A 21,899-nucleotide genomic window follows, 5' to 3' on the forward strand; every position below is an offset into this window, starting at 1 on the left:
CACATTCCCCAAATTAAACCCAATTCTTATTATGAAGTTGATTAATGTATATTTAGTGTTTTTTTTCTTGCTTTTTACTAGCTTGGTATTAGGTCAAGATACTTTTAGAGATAATTTTTCATCTATTTCTTACAGTAGAAACGATGGAAACCAAAACTTTTCTTCAAATTGGATAGAATCTGGTGATAACAATAGTGCTTGGAATGGAGATATTAGGGTAACGGGTGGTAGATTACGACTAAGAAACTTAGATAATGCTTTTATTTATAGGTTTGTTCCTTTAGCAGGTTATGATTCTGTTACGCTTACTTTAGATTATGACGCTCGCAATAGAGGAGGAGAATCATTAGGAGTATATATTTATAATAGTAATACAGGAGCTTGGAATCTTGTAAATAACATAAATACAAATAACCAAGGATCTATTTCATATACTTTGTCTGCTGCAGAAGTTACATCTAACCCCGCAATTATTTTTAGGTCTACTAGCGGTAATAACTGGGCTAATAATGACCAGATATTTATAGATAATGTTTTGTTTACTGCAGTGTCTAGTCCTGTATTAGAGATAAACGATGTTACGGTTAATGAAGCTGATGGTACTGCTACTTTTACAGTAAGACAAACTGTTGCAAGTGTATCAGGTTCATACAGTGTTAATTATTCTACTTTTAATGGTAGTGCAACTGCAGGAGCAGATTATACAGCTAGAACAGGAACTTTAAATTTTAATGGTAATATTAACGATTCTGAGACCATAACAATACCAATTTTAGAAGATACAACTATAGAAGGAGCTGAAGATTTTACAATTAGGTTTACAAGTTCCTCTAACAATAGTATAGATATATCAGACATAGGCACAGGTACAATAATAGATAATGATGCCTTGGTGATGACAGATGGAGTTACGGTAAATAGTTGTAACGACACTTTTTTTGATCCAGGTGGTCCATCAAATTATAGTAATAATGAAGATGCCACGTACACAATTTGTCCAGATACAGCAGATACATATGTAAATGTAGATTTTACAGCTTTTGAAGTTGTAACTGGAGATATTTTATACATATATGATGGTAATTCAACAAGTGCACCATTAATTGGTGAATATGATAGTGCTAACATTCCTAGTTCAATAAATTCATCTGCGGTATCTGGTTGTTTAACGTTTAGATTTACATCTAATGGTAATTCAACAGGAGCAGGTTGGGAAGCACAGGTTAATTGTTACCCAGAAGGACCAGTAATAGAAATTGAAGATGTAACTATAGACGAGGATGCAGGTGTTGCAATTTTTACAGTAACATCTACAAGAGCTGCACACGGTAGAAATGTATTTTTATTTGGTTTTGTTGAAGCACCTTTTACGGTAGATTATACAACAGTAGATGATACAGCTTTGGCAGGTAGTGATTATACAGCTGTAAGTGGTACTTTAACCTTTACAGGAGAGCTAGGTAATGTACAAACTATATCTGTACCCATAACTAATGATGGTACACCAGAATTTGCTGAAAATTTTAAAATTGAGTTTACAAATGCTACAGCAGAATACGCTACTGTTAATTATGCAGATACAGGCACGGGTACAATTAATTCACAAATTTTAGCAAATGATCCATTAACTTTATTTCAGGAGTTTGATGGGTATTATGATTATTCTACAACTGGTGGTACTTTAAGAACAGGTGCAAACGGAGCTTCACCTTGTACAATTACTACATCATCTTCTAATACATTAATATCACCTATACCTAATACAGGAACGGTAGAAAGAGCATATTTATATTGGGCTCACTCAAGTACAGTTAGAGATCCAGATGTTATTTTTGAAGGACAAAATGTATCAGCAAATTTCCTATATCAAACATCTTTAACTAATAGAAACTTTTTTGGTTATGTAAGTGATGTAACTGACATTGTTAAAAGTGTAGCAAATCCAAGTACAAATGTTTTTGATTTTAGTGGACTAACTATTAATAATACGGGAGATTACTGTAATTCTAGTACCGTTTTAGGTGGTTGGGCATTAATGGTCTTTTATGAAGATCCAAATTTACCAGCAGTAAATATAAACTTATACCAAGGTTTTGATGGTTTAAGTAATGAAGGAACATCTTTTACATTAGATTCTTTTTATGCTATTTCTGGAGCGGGAGCAAAAGCATCATTCTTATCTTGGGAAGGAGATCCAGATTTAAATGGTTTTAGTGAGGGGTCAACAAACCCTGAAGAACTATCTATTACAAACCAAGCAGGTCAAAATTTTGTGTTAGCAAACGATGGTGGTCAGCCTGGTAATAACGCATACAATTCAACAATTTATGATAATACAGTAAATCCAACATACAACATATCAAATTCATATGGAGTAGATTTAGATACGTACGATATTTCTTCATTTATTTCTCCAGCAGATAGCCAAGTAACAGCTAATGTAGATGTGGGTCAAGATTTTGTAATATCAGCAGCTGTTGTTATAAAAGTGCCATCTAACTTAATTGCAGGTACTGTTTTTGAAGATGTAAATTACCCAGGAGGAGTTGGGCGTAACCAGGCAACAGCTAATGGTGTTGGTTTGCAAGGAGCAGTAGTAGAACTTTTTGATTCTTCAGGAAACTTTATTCAGAGAAAAACAACAGATGCATCTGGTTATTACTCCTTTGGTGGTATGGCAGATGGTGATTACCTTATTAGAACAGTTAGTTCTACCGTAAAATCTACTAGAGGAGGAGGTTTTAGCTGTTCAGATTGTTACCCTGTACAAACATATAGATCTTTTGGAACAGCAGGAGCTATACAAGAGGAGCCTAATGAAGTAGGAGGTAAAGATCCAACAGCAACTCAAGATGTTTCTTTAGGTGTTATTAATAATGCTCAAAGTGTATCTAATGTATCTGTTTCGGGTAATGGAGTTGTAGGTATTGATTTTGGTTTTAATTTTAATACAATTGTAAATACAAATGAAGACGGACAAGGGTCTTTAAATCAATTTATAAAAAATTCTAATAGCTTAGGAGAAGCAACTGTGGATATTGAAGCAAATAGTCTTTTTGATCCAGGAGCAGGAGAGGACACATCTATTTTTATGATACCTCCAACATCAGATGCATTAGGAAGAACTGCAGATCAAAATTACACTGGTGGTATTTTTGATATTTTAATATCTAATGGTAATCCTTTAGAGGTAATAACAGGAGAAAACACCATTATAGACGGGCGTACACAAACAGCATATTCTGGAAATTCTAATTTTGGAGCAGAGGGTGCAGGTGGTACATCTGTTGGTGTTTCCGCTATTGCTTTACCAGGATATGATAGACCAGAAATACAAATTCATAAAAATAATGGAGATGTTCTTAATACTTCTGGTAATGGTACTGTAATACGTAACGTATCTGTATATGCTAATAACAATGCAGGTGTTATTATTAGTGGAGGCCAAGGTACAGTTTCTCATTCACTTTTGGGTGTTAATGCTGTTGGTGCTAATGCAGGTAATATTGATTATGGTGTAGAAGTTACAGGAGGAGATGCTACAATAGATTCAAATTTTATAACAACAAACTCCAATGCAGGTATACAAATTAGGGGAGGTTCTTCTGTACTTGTTCAAAATAATCATTTAACAGAAAATGGAACAGGGGCTTGCTTTGATAATATATTTATTGATGGGGGAAATAATATAACAATTACGCAAAATTTAATAGAAAAAGCCGGAGCACTAGGTATTGAAGTTGAAGATGTAGACGATGTTGTTGTTTTAGAAAATACAATTAAAACCTCTGGACAAAATGGAGGGAATTGTAGTGGTGTAATTGAAAATGCAGGTATAAAAATTGATGGCAATAATGCCGCAATTACTAACAATATAATAACATCTAATGGTGGTGCAGGTATAGTAATTGCAGGAGGTAATACTAGTGGAAATTTAATATCTAGGAATTCAATATTTGCTAACGGAACTACAAGTCCTGCTTTAGGTATAGACTTAGATGCAGGTAATGCTGTTGGTGATGGCGTAACTATTAATGATAACGGAGATGCAGATAGTGGGCCTAACGGTTTAGCTAACTTTGCAGTAATATCTAATGCATTTGTATCTGGATCTAACATTATAGTAGAGGGTTGGTCTAGACCAGGCGCTACCATAGAGTTGTTTTTAACAGATATTAATGAAGGAACTGCAAATACAGGAGACAATAGTTTAGGTATGGTTACAGATTATGGAGAAGGACAAGTGTTTATCGGTTCTATGGTAGAAGGTAGTTCGTCAGATCAATTTCCTAATACTTCTTCTTATTCAGATGATGATGGAAATAATGATACTACAAATAAATTTAGGTTTGTAATTCCAAAACCAGCATCTGTAACTGTTGGAAATTTTGTAACTACTACAGCAACAATTTCAAATTCTACTTCAGAGTTTTCTCCCTTTGTAGTGTTAAAAGTTTTTAATGCTATTACAAATAGAAATATTACGTACAGAATAAAAGGAAATTAAAATTGATAAAAGTTAATTTACAGATATAAAAACAAGATAAAGACTACTTAATTGTAGTCTTTTGTTTTTTTGTAATCCGTTTAAAATGGCATTGTTATCGATTAAAAACGTCTGTTCATAACCAATTTAACAAACATAATTATACTCCACATTGTTTTTATAGAAGTTAACCATACAAATAGGGCTATACACAACATTTATTTTCTAGCGGACTATCTAACGTTAATTTTGTAAAGTAAAGTTATGTATAAGTTACAATCAGATGTTTAAATGTATCAACTCAAAAAAAGTAGAGTAGAAGTACAAGCATCTTAACTTATTACAAAGAAATGAATAGAATAAAAAACCCCAGTATGAAGAAGATTTTACTACCGATGATGCTTTTAATATCATCAATTGCATTCTCACAAACTACCGTGACCTTAGAAGATCAATGTAATTGTGAGGTTTTAAGCGGTACAGATGTCACTGTAGCAGGTATGACCAGTCCTGCAGGAGCAGATTTAGGAGATGTATATGTAAACACAGATACTGGAGTAATTTACTTTTGGGATGGTAATTCTTGGGAGTTGACATCTACTGATGATCAGCAAATTCAAGATTTTAGTTTCGATTCAGATACAAACACATTGACACTTCAATTAGAAAATGGGGGAACTTCTAGTGTTGATTTGACGAGCTTACACATAGTTGAAACATTGACAACTATAATGGCAAACACTGATGGTACTTTCACATACAGAGATGAAGACGGAGTAAATACGGTTATCGATATTAAAGACTTAGAGACGTTAACAGTAGCAGCTTTAAATGCAGATAATACAAATATTGATTATACAGACGAAGATGGAAACACCACACAGTTAGACTTAACTGCATTAGTAGAAAACTTAGAAACTTTAACTACTGTAGTAGCAAACACTGATGGTACTTTCACGTATAGAGACGAAGATGGTGTAGATACGGTTATTGATATTAAAGACTTAGAGACGTTAACAGTAGCAGCTTTAAATGCAGATAATACAAATATTGATTATACAGACGAAGATGGAAACACCACACAGTTAGACTTAACTGCATTAGTAGAAAACTTAGAAACTTTAACTACTGTAGTAGCAAACACTGATGGTACTTTCACGTATAGAGACGAAGATGGTGTAGATACGGTTATTGATATTAAAGACTTAGAGACGTTAACAGTAGCAGCTTTAAATGCAGATAATACAAATATTGATTATACAGACGAAGATGGAAACACCACACAGTTAGACTTAACTGCATTAGTAGAAAACTTAGAAACTTTAACTACTGTAGTAGCAAACACTGATGGTACTTTCACGTATAGAGACGAAGATGGTGTAGATACGGTTATTGATATTAAAGACTTAGAGACGTTAACAGTAGCAGCTTTAAATGCAGATAATACAAATATCGATTATACAGATGAAGATGGAAACACCACACAGTTAGACTTAACAGCGATTGTAGAGAACTTAGAAACTTTAACTACTGTAGTAGCAAATACTGATGGTACTTTCACGTATAGAGATGAAGATGGTGTAGATACGGTTATTGATATTAAAGACTTAGAGACATTAACAGTAGCAGCTTTAAATGCAGATAATACAAATATCGATTATACAGATGAAGACGGAAATACCACACAGTTAGACTTAACAGCGATTGTAGAGAACTTAGAAACTTTAACTACTGTAGTAGCAAATACTGATGGTACTTTCACGTATAGAGATGAAGATGGTGTAGATACGGTTATTGATATTAAAGACTTAGAGACATTAACAGTAGCAGCTTTAAATGCAGATAATACAAATATTGATTATACAGACGAAGATGGAAACACCACACAGTTAGACTTAACTGCATTAGTAGAAAACTTAGAAACTTTAACTACTGTAGTAGCAAACACTGATGGTACTTTCACGTATAGAGATGAAGATGGTGTAGATACGGTTATTGATATTAAAGACTTAGAGACATTAACAGTAGCAGCTTTAAATGCTGATAATACAAACATCGATTATACAGACGAAGACGGAAACACCACACAGTTAGACTTAACTGCATTAGTAGAAAACTTAGAAACTTTAACTACTGTAGTAGCAAACACTGACGGTACTTTCACGTATAGAGATGAAGACGGAGTAGATACAGTTATCGATATTAAAGATTTAGAGACGTTAACAGTAGCAGCTTTAAATGCAGATAATACAAATATTGATTATACAGATGAAGACGGAAATACCACACAGTTAGACTTAACAGCGATTGTAGAGAACTTAGAAACTTTAACTACTGTAGTAGCAAACACTGATGGTACTTTCACATACAGAGATGAAGATGGTGTAGATACGGTTATCGATATTAAAGACTTAGAGACGTTAACAGTAGCAGCTTTAAATGCAGATAATACAAATATTGATTATACAGATGAGGATGGAAACACCACACAGTTAGACTTAACTGCATTAGTAGAGAACTTAGAAACTTTAACTACTGTAGTAGCAAACACTGACGGTACTTTCACATACAGAGATGAAGATGGTGTAGATACAGTTATTGATATTAAAGATTTAGAGACGTTAACAGTAGCAGCTTTAAATGCAGATAATACAAATATTGATTATACAGATGAAGACGGAAATACCACACAGTTAGACTTAACAGCTATTGTAGAGAACTTAGAAACTTTAACTACTGTAGTAGCAAATACTGATGGTACTTTCACATACAGAGATGAAGATGGTGTAGATACAGTTATTGATATTAAAGATTTAGAGACGTTAACAGTAGCAGCTTTAAATGCAGATAATACAAATATTGATTATACAGATGAAGACGGAAACACCACACAGTTAGACTTAACTGCATTAGTAGAAAACTTAGAAACCTTAACTACTGTAGTAGCTAATACTGATGGTACTTTCACTTATAGAGATGAAGACGGAGTAGATACGGTTATTGATATTAAAGACTTAGAGACATTAACAGTAGCAGCTTTAAATGCAGATAATACAAATATTGATTATACAGACGAAGACGGAAACACCACACAGTTAGACTTAACAGCGATTGTAGAGAACTTAGAAACTTTAACTACTGTAGTAGCAAACACTGATGGTACTTTCACGTATAGAGATGAAGATGGTGTAGATACGGTTATTGATATTAAAGACTTAGAGACATTAACAGTAGCAGCTTTAAATGCAGATAATACAAATATTGATTATACAGATGAAGATGGAAATACCACACAGTTAGACTTAACTGCATTAGTAGAAAACTTAGAAACTTTAACTACTGTAGTAGCAAACACTGATGGTACTTTCACGTATAGAGATGAAGATGGTGTAGATACGGTTATCGATATTAAAGACTTAGAGACGTTAACTAATCTAGTTAATAATAATGACGGTACAATTACATACACAAATGAGGATGGAACGGATCAAGTTATTGATTTGGTTAGTGATCAAGCTAATAATGATATCCAAGTTGGGGCAGATGGTGGATTGTATTTGAATGTTGCATCTGTTACAATTGATGAAACAGTAACAACTTTAGTAGATAATACAGACGGAACATTTACGTATACAAATGAAGATGGAGTAACCACTACATTTGATGCAAAGCGTTCTACAGTATTAGACAACGGTGATGGAACCTTTACATTAACAGATGACTCAGGAAATTCAGCAACTATTGACACAAACAATACCATAACTACTTTAGTAGATAATGGCGATGGTAGTTTTACGTACACATCAGAAAATGGTACAACAACTACATTTACAGAGACTTTATCAACTTTAGTAGACAATACAGATGGTACATTTACGTATACAAATGAAGATGGAGTAACCACTACATTTGATGCAAAGCGTTCTACAGTATTAGACAACGGTGATGGAACCTTTACATTAACAGATGACTCAGGAAATTCAGCAACAGTAGATACGAACAATACCATAACTACTTTAGTAGATAATGGCGATGGTAGTTTTACGTATACATCAGAAAATGGTACAACAACTACATTTACAGAGACTTTATCAACTTTAGTAGACAATACAGATGGTACATTTACGTATACAAATGAAGATGGAGTAACCACTACATTTGATGCAAAGCGTTCTACAGTATTAGACAACGGTGATGGAACCTTTACATTAACAGATGACTCAGGAAATTCAGCAACAGTAGATACGAACAATACCATAACTACTTTAGTAGATAATGGCGATGGTAGTTTTACGTATACATCAGAAAATGGTACAACAACTACATTTACAGAGACTTTATCAACTTTAGTAGACAATACAGATGGTACATTTACGTATACAAACGAAGATGGTGTAACCACTACATTTGATGCAAAGCGTTCTACAGTTTTAGATAACGGCGATGGAACCTTTACAATCACAGATGATTCTGGTAATGCAGCAACTATTGATACAAACCAGGTTGCTGGTACTTTAGTTAATAACAATGATGGTACAATAACATATACAGACGGTACAGGTTCTTCTCAAACAATAGGATTAGTAAGTTCAGATGCCAACAACGATATTCAAGTGGGTACAGATGGTGGTTTATATTTAAATGTAGCATCAGTTACAATTGACGAAACTATTACCTCTTTAACAGATAATGGAGACGGAACATTTACTTATGAAAACGAGAGCGGAGCTGCAACTACATTTGATTCAAAGCGTTCTACTGTTTTAGATAATGGAGATGGAACATTTACAATCACAGATGATTCTGGTAATGCTGCAACTATTGACACAAATAATACAGTTACAACATTAGTAAATAATGGAGATGGTAGCTTTACCTACACATCAGAGGATGGTACTTTAACCAATTTTGTAGGTACAGACAGTCAAGATTTATCATTAACTGGAGATAACTTAACGTTAACTAATGATCCAACAGCTACACCAATTGACTTATCAAATTACAGAGAGACAGTTATAGGAGCAGGAGATATTAATGTAACTAATGATGGTTCTGGTAATTACACTGTTGCATACACAGACGGAGATAATGACAATCAAAACGAAATAGAATTACCTACAGGAGGTGCAGACGGACAAGTTTTATCAACTGATGGAGCAGGAGTATATACTTGGGTAGATCCAGATTCTGGTCCACAAGGAGAAAAAGGAGATCAGGGAGACCAAGGACCTCAGGGAATCCAAGGAGAAACTGGTCCACAAGGAATACAAGGTGAGACTGGCGCAACAGGAGCGCAAGGTCCACAAGGAGAAAAAGGAGATCAGGGCGACCAAGGACCTCAGGGAATCCAAGGAGAAACTGGCCCACAAGGAATACAAGGTGAGACTGGCGCAACAGGCGCACAAGGTCCACAAGGAGAAAAAGGAGATCAGGGAGACCAAGGACCTCAAGGAATACAGGGAATCCAAGGAGAAACTGGTCCACAAGGAATCCAAGGTGAGACTGGTGCAACAGGTGCTCAAGGTCCACAAGGAGAAAAAGGAGAAAAAGGCGATCAGGGAGACCAAGGACCTCAAGGGATTCAAGGAGAAACTGGCCCACAAGGAATCCAAGGTGAGACTGGTGCAACAGGTGCACAAGGTCCACAAGGAGAAAAAGGAGATAAAGGCGATCAGGGAGACCAAGGACCTCAAGGGATTCAAGGAGAAATTGGCCCACAAGGAATTCAAGGTGAGACTGGTGCAACAGGAGCACAGGGTACACAAGGAGAAAAAGGAGATAAAGGCGATCAGGGAGACCAAGGAGAAACTGGCCCACAAGGAATCCAAGGTGAGACTGGCGCAACAGGTGCACAAGGTCCACAAGGAGAAAAAGGAGATCAGGGCGACCAAGGACCTCAAGGTATCCAAGGTGAGACTGGAGCAACAGGCGCACAAGGTCCACAAGGAGAAACTGGCCCACAAGGAATTCAAGGTGAGACTGGTGCAACAGGAGCACAGGGTCCACAAGGAGAAAAAGGAGATAAAGGCGATCAGGGAGACCAAGGAGAAACTGGTCCACAAGGAATCCAAGGTGAGACAGGTGCAACAGGAGCACAAGGTCCACAAGGAGAAAAAGGAGATCAGGGAGACCAAGGACCTCAAGGTATCCAAGGAGAAACTGGTCCAGAAGGAATACAAGGTGAGACTGGCGCAACAGGAGCGCAAGGTCCACAAGGAGAAAAAGGAGATCAGGGCGACCAAGGACCTCAGGGAATCCAAGGAGAAACTGGCCCACAAGGAATACAAGGTGAGACTGGCGCAACAGGCGCACAAGGTCCACAAGGAGAAAAAGGAGATCAGGGAGACCAAGGACCTCAAGGTATCCAAGGAGAAACTGGTCCACAAGGAATACAAGGTGAGACTGGCGCAACAGGAGCGCAAGGTCCACAAGGAGAAAAAGGAGATCAGGGCGACCAAGGACCTCAGGGAATCCAAGGAGAAACTGGCCCACAAGGAATACAAGGTGAGACTGGCGCAACAGGCGCACAAGGTCCACAAGGAGAAAAAGGAGATCAGGGAGACCAAGGACCTCAAGGAATACAGGGAATCCAAGGAGAAACTGGTCCACAAGGAATCCAAGGTGAGACTGGTGCAACAGGTGCTCAAGGTCCACAAGGAGAAAAAGGAGAAAAAGGCGATCAGGGAGACCAAGGACCTCAAGGGATTCAAGGAGAAACTGGCCCACAAGGAATCCAAGGTGAGACTGGTGCAACAGGTGCACAAGGTCCACAAGGAGAAAAAGGAGATAAAGGCGATCAGGGAGACCAAGGACCTCAAGGGATTCAAGGAGAAATTGGCCCACAAGGAATTCAAGGTGAGACTGGTGCAACAGGAGCACAGGGTCCACAAGGAGAAAAAGGAGATCAAGGTGACCAAGGACCTCAGGGAATCCAAGGAGAAACTGGTCCACAAGGAATCCAAGGTGAGACAGGCGCAACAGGCGCACAGGGTCCGCAAGGAGAAAAAGGAGATAAAGGAGATCAGGGTGAAAGAGGTGCCACTGGAGCAACAGGAGCACAAGGTCCGCAGGGACCTCAAGGACAACCAGGACAAAATGGTCAGGATGGTCAAAAGGGAGATAAAGGAGATCAAGGAGAGAGAGGTGCCACTGGAGCAACAGGTGCTCAAGGACCACAAGGCCCAGCGGGACAAAAAGGAGATCCAGGAGATCCAGCATCAGATGATCAGACATTATCAACAAATGGTAATGCAGGTTATGTAGCTATATCAGGAGGTAATAATGTTACTATTAATGTTGATGATGCAGATTCTGTAATCGGTAACGAATACAATACTAATTTTAGAGTAGTAGGTACTAATTTAAGATTAACAGATGGCGGAGGAAACTTTAATGTTCCATTATCAGATTTAGGTTCAGATGATCAATATGATGACGAAGTAGAGTTACGTACACCTATAGATGTAGATGAAGGAGGTGAAGCATCACCAACAGCAGAAACAAATGTGCAAGAAGTAATACAAGCAATAGCTCCTATTACATCTAAAGCAGCACGTATATTTTATCCGCCTTCTGTAGAAGTAGATGTTGCAACAAACGGAACTAAAACATTAGATTTATATGATGAGTATATTAAGCAATATGGTACGCCAACTATTGGTAGTGCAGGTGCACCATCAGCTTTACCAACATATACTAGAACAGAATTATATTACTATGTTACATATGCAGATCCTACTGTATTTAATACGGCTACAATGTCTATAAATGCAAATGGAGTATTAACATATACAGTAACTAATCAACCTACAGACTACAACACTTTAATAAACGTTGTATTTGTAGTAAAGTAAGCTAAAGCGAATAAAAACTTATCCTAGAAATTTGAAATCAATTAAAACATATAAATTTTTATTCGCTCTGCTACTAGGCTTGTTCTGCGCTAATGTAGTTAGTGCTCAATTTTTATTGCAAGCACCAAATAGTACAGACGAGAATAATTATAAGTGGTATAATGCAGCTGATACAAGTACTGTTTTAGGTACCGATTTCTTCTATGAAGTTAGTCAGCCTGGCGTATATTTTGCAACGTATGATGGTACCTTGTGTGGTAAAAACGCAAGTACATATTTTATATTAACAGACTGTAATACTCCAAATAATGAGGTCACATTAGATATTTCTGCTAATGTGCCGTCAGGAGCAACTGTAAGTTGGTCTCCTGCGTTAACAGGTAATCAAACAGCACCACAAGTTATAGCAACTAAAGATGTTATAAAATATGTGGCAACATTGCTTAAAGCAGGTAACTCTGTTCAGCTACCTAGTTTTAAGGTAGTATGTATGAGTGAGGCAAGTGATTTAGAAGATGATATTGTTACAGTAGATGAAGACACCTCAATAATCGTAGATGTTTTTGCTAATGATAATGGTTTACCTAATCCTGGCACATTAACAACTTCAGACCCTGTAAATGGTACGGTAATTATTGATGATAATGGAACACCAAATATTCCGTCTGATGATATTATTACCTATATCCCAGATGCAAATTATAATGGTCCAGACTCTTTTACATACACCGTGTGTAATAGTTATGGTGATTGTAGTACAGCAACTGTAGATGTTACTGTTGTACCAATATTAGATACACAAGATGATGTTGTGGCAACTAATGAAGATGAAACATTAATTATAGATAATTGGCATTTAAATGATAACGATTTACCTACCAATGGTACATTTACAACAACAAACCCAACAAACGGTACAATTGACGTAAATGATAATGGTACACCAAACAACCCGTCTGATGATGTTATAACATACACGCCAAACCCAGGATATATTGGTAGAGATACTTTTACTTATACCATTTGTGATACTCTAGGTAATTGTAGTACATCTACTATTACTGTTATTGTGAATGAGGCAGAAATGACAGATTTAGATGCAGATAATGATGGTATATTAGATAGTTTTGAAGATCTGAACTTAGACGGAGATAATAACCCGGCTACAGATCCTACAGATACGGATGGTGATGGTATTCCAGATTATTTAGATATAGATGCAGATGATGATGGTATTCCAGATAACGTTGAAGCGCAAACTACAGCAGATTATGTACCTCCTAGTGGTTTAGATGAAAACGGTAATGGTTTAGATGACGCTTATGAAACTGATGGTAATTTAGGAATATTTCCGGTAGATACAGATGGAGATAGTTTGCCAGATTACTTAGATGAAGACAGTGATAACGATGGTGTGCCAGATGTAATAGAAGCTAATGATACAGACAGTAATGGTATTCCAGATGATACATTTGTAGGGTCTGATAAGGATAACGATGGTCTAGATGATGGTTTTGAAGGAGAAACATCTATTGATGATGATAAAAATGATGAAATAGATGACCCTTTAAATGATTTACCTAACTCAGATGGTGATAACGAATCTGATTATAGAGATGCAGATGATGATGGAGATGGCATACCAACTATTGATGAAGACATTAATAAAGATGGAGATTATGCAAATGATGATGCAGACGGAGACGGAATTCCAGATTATTTAGACTTTCCAGAGACTGAAGAAGATGGTATAGAAATATTTAATGTAGTTACACCTAACGGAGATGGTATACATGATGTACTTAAAATAACAGGACTAGAGAGGTTCCCTAACAATACTATTAGAATATACAATAGATGGGGAGTACAAGTGTTTGTTACAAAGTCTTATGACACTCAAAACAATAATTTTGACGGTACATCTCACGGTAGAGTTACAGTTAATAAAGATAAAAAATTACCAGTTGGAACATATTTTTATGTGTTAGATTATACAACACCAGCAGGTAAAACTAAACAGCTTAGCGGCTACATATATTTAAACAAATAGCATTAAGTTTATGAGCGCAATAATAAAATACTATAAACTATTAATAGCAATTACATTGCTGTTAACCTTAGGTACTGTATCTGGTTGGGCACAGCAAGATGCGCAATACACACAGTATATGTACAATACCATTAGTATAAATCCGGCTTATGCAGGTTCTCGTGGTCATATGAGTGTTGGTTTACTGCACAGGTCTCAATGGGTAGGTCTAGAGGGGGCGCCAAAAACGCAAACCTTTAATTTTCATACACCAGTTGGGTATAGAGGTGTGGGAGTTGGTTTTTCTGTGGTTAACGATGTAATTGGTCCAACTTCAGAAACCTATTTTGATGGCGATTTTTCCTATACAATATATACATCTTTAGAGGGTAGATTGTCATTTGGTTTAAAGGCTAGTGCACACTTATTAGATGTTCGTTTTTCAGAACTAAACCAAGATAATAGCAATGGTGTAGATCCAACTTTACAGCAAGATATTGATAATAGATTTTCACCAAATGTTGGTGCTGGAGTTTATTATCATACAGAAAAATTTTATGCAGGTTTATCTGTTCCAAGAATATTAGAAACAAAACATTTTGCAGAGGGTTCTAACCCAACAGTAGCAAATGAGCAAATGCATATTTATTTAATGACAGGATATGTTTTTGATTTAAATGAATCTGTAAAGTTTAAACCAACAATTTTAACCAAAGGTGTAAAAGGTGCTCCATTACAAGTAGATTTGTCTGCTAATTTTATGTTTAACGATAAATTTATTTTAGGGGGAGCATACCGTTGGAGTGCGGCATTTAGTGGAATGTTTGGTTTTCAAGTGTCAGAAGATTTTATGATAGGTTTAGCTTACGATAAAGAAACAACAGAACTAGGTAGTACTTCATTTAATGATGGCTCTTTTGAGGTAATGTTGCGTTATGACTTTATAAAAACTAAGAAAAATTTAAAATCGCCTAGATTCTTTTAATTTAATAATTTAGCGATAAAAATAGATGAAAAACACTTTTACTTGTAAAGGTGTTTTTTCTTTTTTATGTTGCTCATAAATAACATAAAGGTCTTATTTTTGTAATATTATGATTGAAGAACAAGTAATATTAGTTAACGAACAAGACCAGCAAATAGGAACAATGGGTAAAATGGAGGCTCATGAAAAAGCACTCCTCCATAGAGCATTTTCTGTATTTGTAATGAATGATAAAGGAGAAACAATGTTGCAGCAACGTGCATCAGAGAAATACCACTCTCCTTTGTTATGGACCAACACCTGTTGCAGTCACCAAAGAGTAGGTGAGACTAACTTAGAAGCAGGTAAAAGAAGGTTACAAGAAGAAATGGGATTTGTAACAGAACTAAAAGAACTTTTTTCATTTATATACAAAGCTCCTTTTGATAATGGTTTAACAGAGCATGAATTAGACCATGTAATGATTGGGAAGTTTAATGATGAGCCCAATATAAACAAAGCAGAAGTAGAAGATTGGAAATGGATGGCTTTAGATGATATAAAAATAGATATCAATAAAAATCCTCAAAACTATACAGAATGGTTTAAAATAATTTTTGACCGTTTTCACAAGTACACACTTCAAAACCAATATTAATATGAAGGTTAAAGTAAGTAGAAAAGCACATTTTAATTCGGCTCACAGACTGCATAATAAAGATTGGGATGCAGAAAAAAATAAAGCAGTTTTTGGTTTGTGTAGCAATCCTAATTATCATGGTCACAATTATGAACTTATTGTTAGCGTTGCAGGAGAAATAGACCCTACAACAGGCTTTGTAATGGATATGAAAGTTTTAAAAGATCTTATTAAAGAAAAAATAGAGAAAGCTTTAGATCATAAAAATTTAAATATAGAGGTTCCAGAGTTTAAAGAATTAAACCCAACAGCAGAAAACATAGCTGTGGTTATTTGGAACAAGCTTAGACCAGAGATAGATGCTACAAAAGACTTGGAGGTTGTATTGTATGAGACCCCACGAAACTATGTAACCTATTCTGGATAAAAAAATGTCAAATTTATAAACAACACATATATGTATCCGTTAAAATTTAACCCTATTTTAAAAGAAAGACTTTGGGGAGGCACCAAGTTAAGAGATGTTTTAAATAAGCCCATAGAAAATGATATAACAGGAGAAAGCTGGGAGTTGTCTACCGTTAAAGGAGATGTTTCTGTGGTTTCTAACGGAGATTTAACAGGTATATCATTGCAAGAGTTAATTAATACACAAACAAATGATCTTTTAGGCGTAAGTGTAGCAGAACGTTTTGGCAAAGAGTTTCCTATATTGATAAAATTTATAGATGCCAAGCAAGATTTATCTATACAGTTACACCCAAATGATGAGTTGGCTAAAAAAAGACATAACTCTTTTGGTAAAACAGAAATGTGGTATGTAATGGATGCAGACCAAGATGCTGAGCTTATTGTAGGCTTTAATAAAGATGTAGCTAAAGATGAGTATGCCAACAGTATTAAAAATGATACGTTACTAGATTTACTAAACTATGAAAAGGTAAAAGAAGGTGATACTTTTTTTATTAATACAGGAAAAATACACGCAATTGGTGCAGGTGTTTTATTAGCAGAAATTCAGCAAACTTCTGACGTTACTTATCGAGTTTTTGATTTTAACCGTAAGGATAAAAACGGAAACCTAAGAGAGTTGCATACAGAGCAAGCTTTAGATGCTATAGATTACACTAAAAAGGACGATTTTAAAGTTGCATATAGTACAGAGAAGAATGAGGTAAACACAATGGTAGATTGCCCTTACTTTAAAACTAATTTTATAGAATTAACGGAAAATATTAAACAAGATGTAACTAGTAGAGACTCTTTTACTATTTATATGTGTGTAGGTGGTTCTGCAACTGTGAAAAACGAATTTGGTGAAGCTAATTTGGTAAAAGGAGAAACTATTTTAGTGCCAGCACTTTCTAAATCTATAGAAATAATTTCTAGCGGAGCTAAATTATTAGAAGTAACAATTTAACCTATTTAAGACTTAAGCTAATATATTAAGGGTTAGAAACTCTTTGTATAAGTTAAATATGTATTTTTGCATAAAAATAAATACAAATGGCAAGCATAAGAGATTTAAAAAAAGACATCAATTTTGTTTTAGGAGATATTATTGAAGCAGTTTACTTTTGGGAAGCAACTTCAAACTCTAAAGATTCTAAAGAAGGTTCTAAAATTATAGATTCTGCAATTGCTACTTTTGATGAGTTAATCGCTAAAGTAAACAATAAAGATGTAGATAATAGAAGTAAGCATTTAAGTGCTGTACGTACAGAGCTAGAAACTAAAGCTACAGAATTAATAGCAGAGGTTAACAAATTAGGTTAATTTTTACTGTTTATACAAAATAAAAACATCCGCCATTGGCGGATGTTTTTTTTATGCTTATTTGTTAGCAGCTTTTACTTTGCTAATATGTTCTTTTAACTTTTTACCATATTTAGAAACCGATATACTATCTGGCAATGAGTTGTAGATAGAGTCTAGGTATTTAACATTAACATCTGGTACTTCTGTTAAAGCTAAATAAGGAGCCACGTAAGACTCTTTGTGGTTTAATGAGTAGTTTAAAGCATACAAATATCCACGTAAGTTATTTTTAGATAACATTTTATTTAAAGAATCTATAGCTTGGTCATTACCTTGTATGCCTGGCAACTGTGCCGTTTGTGCAAGGCGTAATGCTTCTGCATTAAACTTAGAAGCATTTTTTCTAAACTCTTCTAGTTTTTTTTGAGAATCAGATCCTTCAATTTTTGCATTTAAAGCAAATGTGTTCCAAGCTGTATTAATAGTAATGTTACCAGGTTCTCCAAAAAAAGTAATTCTATCATTAAATTCAGAGTTATCAGACTTGTCTAAATACAAATAAAATATTTCAGGACTTTCTAATTCAGTAGATAATGTATAATTACCATCTCCTTTAATTTGTAAAGAATCAACTGTAATTAAAACAGTATCATTCACTTTTTGTAAATACAATGTTCCTTTTTTTAGGCCTTTTACATTACCAGAAACAGTCATAGTGTTTTTAGTTGTAGAATTACAAGCAATAATGCTAATACCTAGAAGAAACAGAAGAAAAAATCTATTCATTTTATAATTTTTTAAGTGCAGCAAATATCAATAATTTTTCTTAAAAAATCGTTAATGCTTTTTGTTTTGTGTATAACTTTTTAATTAAAGAGCAGAGGCAACTTCCATAAGGTATGCACAAAGTAGTGCACCGCCTGTACCTACTACATAGCCAAAAACAGCAAGTAGCACTCCTACAGATGTTAATGATGGGTGAAACTCTGCAGCTACTATAGGCGCAGAAGCTGCACCACCAACATTGGCTTGGCTACCAACAGCTAAAAAGAAATAAGGAGCCTTAATAAGTTTAGCAACTAATATTAGTAAACCAGCGTGTATGGTAATCCAAATTAAGCCAATGGCAATTAATCCTGGGTTTTCTAATACCTTACCTAAATCCATTTTCATACCAATAGTAGCAACTAAAATGTATATAAACACACCGCCTATTTTACTAGCACCAACACCTTCTAAGTTTTTAGCTTTTGTAAAAGATAATGCTATACCAGCAATAGTAGCTAAAACAACCATCCAGAAAAAGCTAGAACCTAAAAAAGATAAAAAACTTTTTTTATCTGCTACAGCAGCAACATTATCTCCTAAATAAGAGCTAACGTTTTCACCTAAAAAATGTGCTAAGCCAACTGCCGTAAACGCAAAGAAAAGCAACATCATATAATCTTGTGTAGTTGGTATTCTTGTAATTTTTTCTGTAAAAGCAGTTACTTTCACCTTTAATTTTTCTATGGCAGATGCATCTGCTTTTAACCACTTGTCAATTTTAGTAGTTTTACCAACACCTAATAAAATAATGGCCATCCAAATATTAGCTACAACAACATCTATAAGTACCATACCACCATATTTTTCTGGATTATACTGAAAAATTTCTAACATAGCAGCTTGGTTTGCTCCACCACCAATCCAACTACCAGCAATGGTAGAAAGTCCTCTCCATATAGCATCAAAATCATTACCACCAACAGTATCAGGAGAAAAAATAGAAACAATTAATATAGCTAATGGCCCACCAATAATTATACCTACAGAACCTGTTAAAAACATAATTAGAGCTTTAGAGCCTAAATTGGTTATTGCTTTTAAGTCTATACTTAAGGTCATTAAAACCAAAGCGGCAGGTAATAAATACCTACTTGCCATATGGTATAAGTCAGACTCGTGTTCTGTTATTATACCTGCATCATCTACTGTTTTCCAAGTTTCTGCAATAATTCCTGTAGAGGTTAAAATTGCAGGTAATAAGTAACAAAGTAAAATACCAGGAACAATGGTGTAAAATTTACCCCAAAAACCAGTTTTTTTTGCTGAGGTGTAAAAAACAAAGCCTAAGCAAAGTGTTAGTAATCCAAAAACAACTTTATCATCTGTAATAAGTGGTTCAATAAAATTTTCGGTCATACGTATAGTTGTTCTAAAAAGTGAGTTTTCTCAAATATACTTAAATTATGATGTTTTGCTTAATAAAATGCGCAACTCCGTTTTCTGTATTTTTAAGAGTTATGTGGTTTGCAATTGCCTTAACTTCTGTTCTTCCGTTCTCTACAGCTACACCACAACCAACATGGGTTAGCATTTCCATATCATTATAGTTGTCTCCAAATGCAATAACTTCATCTAAAGTTTCATTTTGCAGTAGTAATTCTATAGCAGATAATTTAGATATGGTTTTAGGGGCAACTTCTATTAAAGTATCATTAGATCTGTAAAAATGAAGAAGTTCACTTAATGCTGATGTTAAGGCTGTAAAAATAGCATCTGTAGTTTCTTTAGTTCCCATTAGCATAATTTTATGGGCACCAACACCTCTCTTTTCCCAATTTACTAATGTTACTTTAGTGTCTTCAAAAATTGGCTCTGCTTTTGTATGGTGAATTTCTTTTTGAACGCGCTCAGAGTCTTGTGGTACATACCATTCATCATTAAAATACAGTCCCATTTTTACGTTGTATTTTTCTGCAATAGTGTATATGGTTTGCAATTCTTTAATGCCTATGAAAGTAGAAAATAGCTCTTTGTTATTATCTAAGACTAAAGCACCATTATAGCAAATAATAGGTAAATTTTGTATGCCTAGTCTTTCTTGCAAGTAGCGCATAGACTTTGGCATTCTGGCAGAAACTAAAATTATTTTAAGGTGGTTTTTTATTCTGTTTATTTCTGATATGGTTACTTCAGAAACATCATTTTTTGTGGTGAGTAAGGTTCCGTCTAAATCAGAACACAAAATTTTATAAGTCATTATTATAGGTTCACAAGTTTTTTTTAGTTAGATACAAATTTATCTATAGTATTAATAAGCTCTTTAGATATTTTATAGTCTTTTGATGTATAAGCTTCTTGGTTTTCAACTATAGAATTCACAACTTTTAAAACATGATTCATTTTTGGAATTATTTTTAAAGTAGCTTTTGGCTGGGCGTTTTTTAATAATTTAGCATCGTCTGTACTAACTTGAAGATCTGCATCACCATTTAAAATTAAAACAGGAATCTTCATTTTTTTAATTTCAGAAGCAGGATTTTCTGTAGCCCATTCTTTCATAAATTTTTGATAAACTGGTTGAAAAACACTCATTAAAAGCGGATTAACCTCTTTAATAGTATCTGTCTGTACTAATTCTTCAAATTGTTCTTTTGCGGCTTGGCCTAAACTTGGGTTTTGCGCTGTTAATTGTTCTACAATTGTTTTGTCAAAAGTTTTTCCTGGTCCGGCTAAAGAAATATAAGAAGTAACAGCTTTATCATTACGAGCATTAATGGCCAACATACCAACCAAAGAACCTTGGCTATGCCCAATTATAGTAATGCCACTAAAGCGTTTGTCGTTTTTAAAATAATCTATAGCTACGTTGGCATCTGCAACAAAACCTTTAAAGCTAATATCTTTTACACTTTTTAAATTGTTAAGATTTGCAGATCTTTTATCATAGCTATAAAATGAAATTCCTTTAGCATTTAAACTATCTCTAAGGGTTTTTATATAACCAATTTGCATTAGTGTACCGGCTTGGTTACCATTACGGTCACCATTACCAGAACCTTGAATAAAAATTACAAGTGGTGTTTTATTTTTAGATTGGGCCACTGTTAAGGTACCAGGTAAACTAATGTCTCCGTTTTTTAAATCTAGTTCTTCTTTTTTTACTTCTTGAGCAAAAATTAGAATTGGGAATACGAGACATAGTATTAGTAGTTTTTTCATAATTACCTGTTTTTATCGCGCTCTAAAATTACCTTAAATAAACTTGAGCTATTCATAACAATAGAAGATTTTACTATCCAACCTTGTTTAGCTAATGCATTTAATTCATTTTCAAATTCGCTATCTGTATTACGGAATTTAGTTCTTTGTCTAACAATCTTATATTCTTTCATATTAGTTTT

Annotated in this window: 13 protein-coding genes; 8 read left to right on the plus strand and 5 right to left on the minus strand. The window is 34.8% G+C overall.

The genetic code is table 11. From position 1 onward, the window contains the following. Positions 1 to 31: 31 nt before the first annotated feature. The 8 genes from JM80_RS07890 to JM80_RS07925 all read left to right on the plus strand — a co-directional run bounded on the left by JM80_RS07890 (position 32) and on the right by JM80_RS07925 (position 17,748). On the plus strand, positions 32 to 4,507 hold the full coding sequence (locus tag JM80_RS07890; RefSeq protein WP_255436716.1) for a Calx-beta domain-containing protein: 4,476 nt from the start codon (positions 32 to 34) through the stop codon (positions 4,505 to 4,507). A gap of 353 nt (positions 4,508 to 4,860) precedes the next feature. Next, on the plus strand, positions 4,861 to 12,339 hold the full coding sequence (locus JM80_RS07895; protein ID WP_222428950.1) for a collagen-like protein: 7,479 nt from the start codon (positions 4,861 to 4,863) through the stop codon (positions 12,337 to 12,339). A gap of 31 nt (positions 12,340 to 12,370) precedes the next feature. After that, on the plus strand, positions 12,371 to 14,389 hold the full coding sequence (locus JM80_RS07900; RefSeq protein ID WP_144709639.1) for a gliding motility-associated C-terminal domain-containing protein: 2,019 nt from the start codon (positions 12,371 to 12,373) through the stop codon (positions 14,387 to 14,389). A gap of 10 nt (positions 14,390 to 14,399) precedes the next feature. Further along, positions 14,400 to 15,353: a type IX secretion system membrane protein PorP/SprF gene (locus tag JM80_RS07905; RefSeq protein ID WP_013620097.1), complete on the plus strand. Its 954-nt coding sequence runs from the start codon at positions 14,400 to 14,402 to the stop codon at positions 15,351 to 15,353. A gap of 109 nt (positions 15,354 to 15,462) precedes the next feature. Beyond that, on the plus strand, positions 15,463 to 15,990 hold the full coding sequence (idi, locus tag JM80_RS07910) for an isopentenyl-diphosphate Delta-isomerase (protein ID WP_013620096.1): 528 nt from the start codon (positions 15,463 to 15,465) through the stop codon (positions 15,988 to 15,990). Position 15,991: 1 nt separating this feature from the next. Next, positions 15,992 to 16,399, plus strand: coding sequence for a 6-carboxytetrahydropterin synthase (locus JM80_RS07915; protein ID WP_013620095.1), 408 nt, complete (start codon positions 15,992 to 15,994; stop codon positions 16,397 to 16,399). Positions 16,400 to 16,429: 30 nt separating this feature from the next. Further along, on the plus strand, positions 16,430 to 17,392 hold the full coding sequence (locus JM80_RS07920; protein ID WP_144709640.1) for a type I phosphomannose isomerase catalytic subunit: 963 nt from the start codon (positions 16,430 to 16,432) through the stop codon (positions 17,390 to 17,392). Between the two features lie 86 nt (positions 17,393 to 17,478). After that, positions 17,479 to 17,748 carry a hypothetical protein gene (locus JM80_RS07925; protein WP_013620093.1) on the plus strand — a complete coding sequence of 90 codons (270 nt, stop codon included), beginning with the start codon at positions 17,479 to 17,481 and terminating at the stop codon, positions 17,746 to 17,748. A gap of 57 nt (positions 17,749 to 17,805) precedes the next feature. Here JM80_RS07925 and JM80_RS07930 read toward each other — a convergent pair whose 3' ends face one another. The 5 genes from JM80_RS07930 to JM80_RS07950 all read right to left on the minus strand — a co-directional run bounded on the left by JM80_RS07930 (position 17,806) and on the right by JM80_RS07950 (position 21,890). Beyond that, positions 17,806 to 18,516: a DUF4369 domain-containing protein gene (locus tag JM80_RS07930; protein WP_013620092.1), complete on the minus strand. Its 711-nt coding sequence runs from the start codon at positions 18,514 to 18,516 to the stop codon at positions 17,806 to 17,808. 84 nt (positions 18,517 to 18,600) lie between these two features. Next, a complete protein-coding gene (locus JM80_RS07935) occupies positions 18,601 to 19,914 on the minus strand; it encodes a DUF819 domain-containing protein (RefSeq protein WP_144709641.1) in 1,314 nt (437 codons plus the stop codon). A gap of 40 nt (positions 19,915 to 19,954) precedes the next feature. Next, positions 19,955 to 20,755 carry a Cof-type HAD-IIB family hydrolase gene (locus JM80_RS07940; RefSeq protein ID WP_144709642.1) on the minus strand — a complete coding sequence of 267 codons (801 nt, stop codon included), beginning with the start codon at positions 20,753 to 20,755 and terminating at the stop codon, positions 19,955 to 19,957. A gap of 23 nt (positions 20,756 to 20,778) precedes the next feature. Further along, positions 20,779 to 21,717, minus strand: a complete 939-nt coding sequence (locus JM80_RS07945; RefSeq protein WP_089119562.1) for an alpha/beta hydrolase — start codon at positions 21,715 to 21,717, stop codon at positions 20,779 to 20,781. Between the two features lie 2 nt (positions 21,718 to 21,719). After that, positions 21,720 to 21,890, minus strand: coding sequence for a DUF4177 domain-containing protein (locus JM80_RS07950; RefSeq protein ID WP_083653473.1), 171 nt, complete (start codon positions 21,888 to 21,890; stop codon positions 21,720 to 21,722). Between the last annotated feature and the right edge of the window lie 9 nt (positions 21,891 to 21,899).

This window comes from Cellulophaga sp. RHA_52 (assembly GCF_007827205.1).
Taxonomy (GTDB): domain Bacteria; phylum Bacteroidota; class Bacteroidia; order Flavobacteriales; family Flavobacteriaceae; genus Cellulophaga; species Cellulophaga lytica.